This is a genomic window from Craterilacuibacter sp. (assembly GCF_051659485.1).
Lineage (GTDB): Bacteria > Pseudomonadota > Gammaproteobacteria > Burkholderiales > Chromobacteriaceae > Craterilacuibacter.
The window spans coordinates 1-8,891 of sequence record NZ_JBOFOO010000067.1 but is presented as its reverse complement, the minus strand read 5'-3'; the positions used below and the strand labels follow the sequence as shown (position 1 = coordinate 8,891).

The 8,891-nt window shown below is 64.8% G+C and carries 5 protein-coding genes; all 5 read left to right on the top strand.

Translation table 11 applies throughout. The annotated features are described in order from the left end of the window. Positions 1-22 precede the first annotated feature (22 nt). Complete coding sequence (smc, locus tag ACRC1E_RS02285) at positions 23-3,511, top strand: chromosome segregation protein SMC (RefSeq protein ID WP_438513488.1); 3,489 nt, start codon at positions 23-25, stop codon at positions 3,509-3,511. Positions 3,512-3,608: 97 nt separating this feature from the next. Further along, positions 3,609-4,988, top strand: a complete 1,380-nt coding sequence (locus ACRC1E_RS02280) for an MFS transporter (RefSeq protein WP_438513487.1) — start codon at positions 3,609-3,611, stop codon at positions 4,986-4,988. Then, on the top strand, positions 4,982-5,713 hold the full coding sequence (locus tag ACRC1E_RS02275; RefSeq protein ID WP_438513486.1) for a TonB family protein: 732 nt from the start codon (positions 4,982-4,984) through the stop codon (positions 5,711-5,713). Before ACRC1E_RS02280 ends, ACRC1E_RS02275 begins: the two co-directional genes overlap by 7 nt. A gap of 134 nt (positions 5,714-5,847) precedes the next feature. Continuing rightward, positions 5,848-7,002, top strand: a complete 1,155-nt coding sequence (locus tag ACRC1E_RS02270; protein WP_438513485.1) for a cell division protein ZipA C-terminal FtsZ-binding domain-containing protein — start codon at positions 5,848-5,850, stop codon at positions 7,000-7,002. Positions 7,003-7,065: 63 nt separating this feature from the next. After that, on the top strand, positions 7,066-8,891 hold a 1,826-nt coding region (gene ligA, locus ACRC1E_RS02265), incomplete at its 3' end, for an NAD-dependent DNA ligase LigA (protein WP_438513484.1).

The following is an 8,891-nucleotide window of genomic DNA, read 5'->3' as shown; positions in this document are numbered from 1 at the left end:
TTCTATTTGCGGGAACCACGTCTTGCGCCTTACCCATATCAAGCTCTCCGGCTTCAAGTCCTTTGTCGATCCGACCACGATTCCGGTCCCCGGCCAGCTGGTGGCGGTCATCGGCCCCAATGGCTGCGGGAAATCCAATGTGATCGATGCGGTGCGCTGGGTGCTGGGCGAATCGAGCGCCAAGCAGTTGCGCGGCGAGTCGATGCAGGACGTGATCTTCAACGGCTCGACCACGCGCAAGCCGGTCAGCCGCGCCTCGGTCGAGCTGGTGTTCGACAATAGCGATGCCACCCTGGCCGGCAGCTGGGGCCAGTATGTAGAAGTCGCCATCAAGCGGGTGCTGACGCGGCAGGGCGAATCGAGCTACTACATCAATAACCAGCAGGTGCGCCGGCGCGACATTACCGACCTGTTTCTGGGCACCGGTGTCGGGGCCCGCGGCTATGCGGTGATCGAGCAGGGCATGATCTCGCGCATTATCGAGGCACGCCCGGAAGAGCTGCGCGCCTATCTGGAAGAAGCCGCCGGGGTATCCCGATACAAGGAGCGCCGGCGCGAGACCGAAAACCGTCTGCGCGACACCCGCGACAATCTGGAGCGCATTGCCGACTTGCAGCAAGAGCTGGAGCGTCAGGTCGAGCATCTGTCCGAGCAGGCCGAGGTTGCCGCCCAGTACAACGATTTGCGCGGCGCGCTGACCTTCAAGCAAAACCTGCTGGCGCTGGCCAGACGCGAAGAAGCGGCGCGCCAGGAAGCGGCCGCGCGCACCGAGCTTGCCCGCCTAGAGACCGAAGAAGCGGCGCAGGCGGCGCTATTGACCGAGCTGGAAACACGGCTGGAAACGGTGCGCGAGACCCATTTTGGCGCCAGCGATCAAGTGCATGCGGCGCAGCAATCGCTGTTTGATGCCAGCAGCCAGCTCACCCGCCTCGAAGAACAGCAACGCCACCAGCGCGAAAACCACAGCCGGGTCGAGCGCGAGATGGGCATGCTGCAACACGAGCGCCAGACACTGGCCGGCAGCCGCGCACAGGCCGAGGCCGAGCTGGACGAATGGCTGCCGCGGCTGGAAGAAGCGCAGATGGTGCAAGAAGAAGCGCAGATGGCGCTGGAGGACGGCGCCACCAGCCTGCCCGAAGCCGAGGGCGATTTTCGCGGCTGCGATGCCCGGTTGGCGGCACTGACCGCCAGCCAGGCGCAGCTCACGCGCACGCACGAGCTATCGCGCCAGGGCATTAGCCACCGCCAGCAGGCCCTGCAGCAGGTGGCCGAACGCGAAGACGCGCTCAGCCGCGAGTTGCAGGCGCTGGCACTACCCGAGCCGGCGGCACTGCAAGACGCCGCAGCCAAGGTGGCGCAAGCGCGCGCGGCGCTGGATGCAGTACGCGCCCGGGTGGCGGCCGACGAGGCCAAGCTTGCCGATATGGCCAGCGAGCGCGAACACGCCGATACGGCGCTGACCACGCTACGCACCGGGCTTGCACGCGCCGAAGCCGAAGCCGATGCGCTGGACAATATGCTGCAGCGCGAAGCCGCCGGCGAGGCGCTGGGCGATTATCTGGCGCTACAGCAACTCAGCGACGCGCCGCAGCTATGGCAAACGCTGCAGGTGCCGGAAAAATGGCGTACCGCCATCGAGGCGGTGCTGGGCACGCGCTTGTCGGCCCGCGCCGCCGATCTGCCGGCTTCTTTGCCGCCGGCGGCCTTGCAGTTGATCGACGGTAAAGCCGCACCGGCCATGGCGCCGGCCTCGAATAAGGCCCCGCCGCTGGCGGCACAGGCGAGCGCCGGCGCGTTGTTTGATGCCGCGCTGGGCTTGTGGCTGGCCGGCCTGTATTGCGCCGGATCGCTGGGCGACGCGCTCGCCCGCCGTGGCGAGCTGACAGCAGGGGAAGCCTGGATCACGCCCGAGGGCCACCGCGTCGATGCGCTGAGCGTCGCCTATTACGCCGAAGCGTCCAGCGCCGGCCTGATGGCACGCAAGGCGGCACTGGACGCTGCCCGCCTGCGCGCAGCGGCACTAACCCCGCAAGTCGAATCCGCAGAGCGCAAACGCGAGTCTGCCGCCAGCATGGCCGGCATGCTGGCCGAAGCGGTGCGTGCGCAAAAAGGCGCGCTCAGCCGGCTGGAGCAGGAACTGTCGGCGCTGACGCTGGAACATATGCGTCTGGATCAGGCATCGCGTCAGGGCGCGGCGCGCCTGACGGCCATCAATAGCGAACGCGAACGGCTACAGCAAAGCCGCAGCCAGAGCGCGCTCGAGATGGAAGAGCTGGGCCTCGCCGCCGAAGAAGCGGCGCTGGCGCTGGAAGAGCTGGGCAACACACTGGAAGACGCACGGCTGGCGCGCCTCAATGCCGAAACCGGGCTGGAACTGGCGCGCAACCGCAGCCGCGATGCCGAGCGGCGCGGGCATGAGGCGCGGCTGGCACTCAGTACTGCCGAACAAAAATCGGCAGAAGCCGGACGCCGTGCGCGCGAGCTGGCCGAGCGCGAAGAGATTCTGGCTGAACGGCTGGAAACACTGGCACTGGAAGCCGAAACGGTGATCGAGGCCGTACCCGAGGACAGCCTGCAACAAGCCATCCTGCTGCGCGAAACACGCGAGCTGGCCTTGTCGGCCGCCCGCGACGCGCTGGCGGCGCTAACCGAAGAGCTGCGCCAGCTGGCACAGCGCCAGCAAGAGGCCGGCGCCCGTTTGCCGGCGCTACGCGAGGCGCGCAGCGAGTGGCTGCTCAGGCATCAGGAGGCCCGCCTCAATGTCGAGCGCTTCGCCGAAGAACTGCAGCAAGCCGCCGCCGACGAGGCCCCCTTGCTGGAAGCGCTGACCGATGCGGTCAAACCCAATGCCCTGGCCGCCGAAATCGCGCGTCTGGCACGGGCACTGGAAGGCCTGGGCGCGGTCAACCTCGCCGCACTGGAAGAACTCTCCGAGGCGAAAAAGCGCGGCGACTATCTCGCCCATCAGTGCGCCGACCTGAACGAAGCCATGGCCATGCTGGAAGAGGCCATCACCCAGATCGACGGCGAAACGCGCACGATGCTGAAAACCACCTACGAGGCGGTCAACAGTAAGATGAGCGAGTTTTTCCCCACCCTGTTCGGTGGCGGCCATGCCGAGCTGGTGCTGACCGGCGACGACCTGCTGGATGCCGGCATCCAGATCATCGCCCAGCCGCCGGGCAAGAAAAACAGCACCATCCACCTGCTGTCCGGCGGCGAAAAGGCGCTGACGGCGATGAGTCTGGTGTTCGCGCTGTTCTCGCTCAATCCGGCGCCCTTCTGCCTGCTGGACGAGGTGGATGCGCCGCTGGACGATGCCAACACCGGCCGCTTCTGCGAACTGGTCAAACAGATGTCCAGCAATACCCAGTTCCTGTATATCAGCCATAACCGCCTGACCATGGAAATGGCCGAACAGCTGGTGGGCGTCACCATGCAGGAACAGGGGGTGAGCCGCATCGTGGCGGTAGACATCGTCGAGGCGCTGAAACTGCGCGAGCATGCTTGATCTGGCACAACAAGCCCCGTTCAAACCCGCGACATAATCCGCAGCCGGATGATGCCGCCGATTCGGCTTGGGCACCCACAGGAATTACGACTGCACTATGACCATCCGCGTTAAACGCTGGGAGCCGGAAAACCTGATTTTCTGGCTGGCTCGCGGCAAACCGATTGCGCGGCGCAACCTCGTGCTGTCCATCATGGCCCTGCACCTGAACTTCAATATCTGGATGATGTGGAGCATGGTGGTGGTCAACCTGCCTGCCGTCGGCTTTGCCATGAGCCGGCAGCAGCAGTTTTTGCTGGTGTCCATCCCGCCCCTGACCGGCGCCTTGATGCGCATCATCTACTCCTCGGTCTGGAGCTGGACCGGTGGCGGCATCTGGCTCGGGGTCTCCACCCTGTTTTTGCTGATACCGGCTTTCGGCGTCGGCCATGTGGTGCAGGACATCAGCACCCCGTTTCCGGTGCTGCTGCTGATCGCCGCCTGCTGCGGCATAGGCGGCGGTGCCTCCAGCTCGCACTTGGCCAACACCAGCCTGTTCTTTCCCAAGGCACAAAAAGGGCTGGCCATGGGGCTGAATGCCGGCATCGGCAATCTCGGCGTTTCGGTCGCCCAGTTGCTGATTCCGCTGGCGATTACCCTGCCGCTGTTTGGCGTACTCGCCGGTGATGCGCAAATCTGGAACCGTGGCAACGCCATCTACCCGGTCTGGCTGCAAAACGCCGGCTACATCTGGATCGCACCGATTTTACTGGTCTCCGTGCTGTGTTTTATCTACACCCACGACCTGCCCAAGCTCAGGCTGACGCCACGCGACCAGTGGCTGATGATGAAAGAGCGCCATACCTGGGCCATCTGCCTGCTGTATATGGGCACTTACGGCACTTTTCTGGGGCTGGCTGCCGCCTTTCCGCTGCTGGCGCGCACGCTGTTTCCGCTATACGACGCCACCCCCTATCTGTTTGTCGGCCCGATGCTGGCGGCGCTATCGCGCCCCTTTGGCGGCTGGTGCGGCGACCGCATCGGTGGCGGCATCGCCGTCATTGCCTGCTACGCCGTGCTGGTACTGGGCACCGTCGGCGTGATCATCAGCCTGCCAGGCACGGGCAGCGCCGGTTCGTTCTGGCTGTTTCTGGGGATGTGCCAGTTCCTGTTTCTGGCCGCCGGCGTCGGCAATGGCGCAGCCTACCAGCTGGCACCCAAGGTTTTCATCCTGGAGGCGGGGCAAGAGCGGCACAGCCGAAACGAAACGCTGGCCGAGGCCTACCAGCGCGGCACCCGCCGCGGTACGGCGGCCATGAGTGTCAGCTCGGTGATGGCCGCTGTCGGCGCTTTTTTCATTCCCGAGACCTTCGGCCATTCGTTTGAACGCTGGGGCAGCTTCCTGCCCGCCTTTGTCCTGTTTTTGCTGTTCTATCTGCTATGCGCCACTATCGCCTGGCACAACTATGCGCGCGCAGGCGCCCAGCTGCGGTGCTGATCAAAAAACCCGGGGCAGGACGGGCACTGGCCTTATCCCTGCTTTTGCACGCGGCAGCCCTTGCGCTGCTGCTTGTGATGCAGTCCGAAAAAATACGCCCCCCGCTGCAGCTGGACCTGCTGGCCTTAGCCCCTTCCCCCACCCCGGCGACCCAAGGCCTGCCCGCAGCGGCACCTGAGACGGCCAGCTTGGCGCACCAGACGCCGAGTCTGCCTGCGCCTGCCCGCAAAAAATCCGCCACCGTCACCGCCGCCCCGGCTACTGTGCCGCCCCCGCGCCCGGTGGCGGATACGTTGGCACTCAAGGCGCAAGCCACACCGGCGGCGGCAGGCACTAGCACGGCCGTAGAGGATGCCAAAGCGGGCCAGCCGGCAGGCAGTACGTCGGGGACGGCCTCTGCAAATGCCGGCGCCGCGACCGAAGGTGCGGGTGCGGGCAACAGCACGGCCAACTGGCGCGCAGCCTATCTCGCCAACCCGAAACCCGATTATCCGGAACGCTCGCGTGCGCGCGGCGAAAGCGGGCGGGTGCTGCTGCGGGTCGAGGTGGGGGCCGATGGACGGGTACGCGCATTATCCATCCTCGCCAGCAGCGGCTTTGCGCGGCTGGATCGCGCCGCACGCGACGCGGTCGAACGCTGGCGCTTCGAGCCGGCCAGGCGTGGCGGCCAACCGGTCGCCGATACGGTGGAAATACCGCTACGCTTTGACCTGCAAGCGGAATAAAAGGCACGCGATGCGAGCGCCGGCTTTGCCCCGCTTTTGCGAGTGCACAAAATCATAAAAATCTAAAGCCGTTTGCATGCCGGGCTTTGATATAATATCGTCCCGTCTATTAGCCGCATTGTGGATAAAGCTGAATGAGCGAATTACAGATCGGCTTGCTGATGTTGGGTGGCGCATTTATCGCGCTGGTACTCGGCGTCAACCTGTATCAGGAATGGCGTTTTAAAAAGAAAACGCGTCAGGCCTTTACCCGTGGCCATAGCGATGTCTTGCTGGAAGTGCCCAAGAATAATGTACGTGACGGCGTCGCGCATGACCGGCTGGAGCCGGTCATGGCCGTGCCTCTCGATCTGCCTGATCTGCCTGATCTGACCGAAACCGTGCCAGAAGCGCAGCCTGTCGAGGCGGCCGCCGCCCCGCTTCCCGAGCCCGAAGAGATCCGTCTGGATATGGCGCAAAGCATAGACAGCGATGACCATCAGGCGCTGGTGGTGGCCATGCTGGACCCTACGCTGGATTTTATTGCCGAAGTGGTCTTCCGCACGCCTTACCAGCTCAAGGCCCTGCCACGCTTTGCCGTAGCCAAGCGCGTGCAGCTGATAGGCCGCACCGAGCATGGCTTATGGAAGCCGGCCGAGGCGCTGCCCGGCGTGCGCTACAAGCAGCTGAATATCGGCTTGCAACTGGTTGACCGCGGCGGTGCGGTCAACGAGCAGGAAATCGCCAGTTTCTGCCAGCAAGTAGCGCGCTTTGCCGAGGAAAACGAGGCCGCGGTCAGCTTTCCGCAACGGGCGCAAAAGCTGGTGGCAGCGCGCGAGCTTGACCGTTTCTGTGCCGATGTAGACATGCTGATCGGCATCAATATCCTGCCGCGGGCACCGATAGCCGGTGCCCAGTTGCGCGATTTTGTCGAGGCCTGCGGCCTGCAACTGGAACATGATGGTACTTTCCACTGCCTGTCCGACTCGGGAAATACGCTGTTTTCGCTGACCTCGTCCGACCAGACGCCGTTCAGCGCAGCCATGCTGTCCAGCCGGCACATTGCCGGCCTGACCCTGCTGTTTGATGTGCCGCGCGTGGCTGGTGCGGTAGAAGTCTTCGACCGTGCGGTCGAGTTTTCACGCGAGCTGGCGGCCGAATTCGATGCCCAGTTGGTCGACGACAACCGCCGCGTACTCAGCCAGCAGGGCCTGGACCGTATCCGCGAACAACTGGCGCAGATTTACGGCAATATGGACGACCGCGGCATTGCGCCGGGCAGCTTCGCCGCACTGCGGCTGTTTGCCTGAGGCGGAGCCACCACCCCACCCGCAGCCGGCGATCATGCCGGCTGTTTGCTTTGGAGCGCAATGATGACCGACACTGCCCAGCGCGCAGCCGAACTTGCCGCCTTGCTTAGCCGCTACAACCGCGAGTACTACCAGCTGGATGCACCCAGCGTACCCGATGCCGAATACGATGCCCTGTTTCGCGAGCTCGAAGCGCTGGAAGCGGCCCACCCCGAACTCAAAGCCCCCGATTCACCGACCCTGCGCGTAGGCGCGGCGCCGCTGACCGCCTTTGACAGCGTGGCGCACGACACGCCGATGTTGTCGCTGTCCAATATTTTTTCCGATATGCAGGCCGCTGATATTGATCAGCGCCATGCCGAACTGACCGCTTTTGACGAGCGCATCCGCCGCGAGCTGGCCGAAGCCGCCATCGACTATGCGGTGATGCCCAAGTTCGATGGTCTGGCCATCAGCCTGATCTACCGCGACGGCCTGCTGGTACAGGGCGCCACCCGCGGCGACGGCAGCAGCGGCGAAAATGTCACCGAGAATATACGCACCATACGCAGCCTTCCCCTGCGTCTGGCCACCTCCACCCCGCCGGCACTGCTGGAAGTACGCGGCGAGGTGCTGATGTTCAAGCAGGACTTCGAACGCCTGAATAACGAACAGCTCTCGCGCGGCGACAAGGCTTTCGTCAATCCGCGCAATGCCGCCGCCGGCAGCTTGCGCCAACTGGACGCGCGCATCACCGCGCGCCGCCACCTGTCCTTCTTTGCCTACGCCATCGCCCAACTGGACGGTGCGCCGTGGCCCGACAGCCACCAGCACGAGATCGACTATCTGCTCACGCTCGGCATTCCGGCAGTGCCGCCCTCACTACGGCCGGTAGTCCGCGGCGTAGCCGGGCTCGCCGCCTACTATGAATCCATCCTCGGTCAGCGCGCCACCCTGCCCTACGATATCGACGGTGTGGTGTACAAGGTCGACAGCCGCGAGCAGCAAGAGGCGCTGGGCTTTGTGTCGCGGGCACCGCGCTTTGCCGTCGCACACAAATTTCCGGCCGAAGAGGCGCTGACCACGGTCGAGGCCATTGATGTACAGGTCGGACGCACCGGCGCATTAACGCCGGTGGCACGCCTCGCGCCGGTATTTGTCGGCGGCGTCACCGTCACCAACGCCACCTTGCACAATGAAGACGAAGTCGCGCGCAAGGATGTGCGCGTCGGCGACACCGTTTATGTGCGCCGCGCCGGCGATGTGATTCCGGAAGTGGTGGCGGTGGTGCTGGCGCAGCGTCCGCGACGCGAGGTGCCGGCCGCCGACCTGTTTACCCCGGCGAGCGAACCGCTGTATCCGGCATGGCGCTTGCCGGCACACTGCCCGGTTTGCGGCTCGCATATAGTGCGCGAGGAAGGCGAAACCATCGTCCGCTGCTCGGGCGGTTTTGCCTGTCAGGCACAGCGCACCCAAGCCATCCGCCACTTTGCCGGACGGCGGATGATGGACATCGACGGCTTGGGCGAGCGCCATATCGAGAATCTGGTCGATCTGGGCTATGTACACCGCGTGGCCGACCTCTACCGCCTGACGCTGGCCGATTTGCTGGAAATGAAGCGCCGCGCCGATGCGCGCGACAATACGCCGCCCGCCACAGACCCCACCACGCCGGAACTGGCCATAGGCGAAAGCGGCGATTTACTGGCCCAGCCGGACGACAAGACCCCGACCCGCTGGGCAGAAAACCTGCTGTCCGGTATCGCTGCCAGCAAACGCCCGCCCTTGGCGCGCCTGCTGTTTGCGCTGGGCATCCGCCATGTCGGTGAATCCACCGCCAAGACGCTGGCCGACTATCTGGGCACGCTCGCCAGCGTACGCGAGGCGCCCGCCGCGCTACTGGCCGCGCT

Excerpts from the sequence above, each read along its gene's own strand:
- ACRC1E_RS02270 (WP_438513485.1), top strand. The coding sequence starts at position 5,848 with ATGAGCGAATTACAGATCGGCTTGCTGATGTTGGGTGGCGCATTTATC.
- ACRC1E_RS02280 (WP_438513487.1), top strand. The coding sequence starts at position 3,609 with ATGACCATCCGCGTTAAACGCTGGGAGCCGGAAAACCTGATTTTCTGG.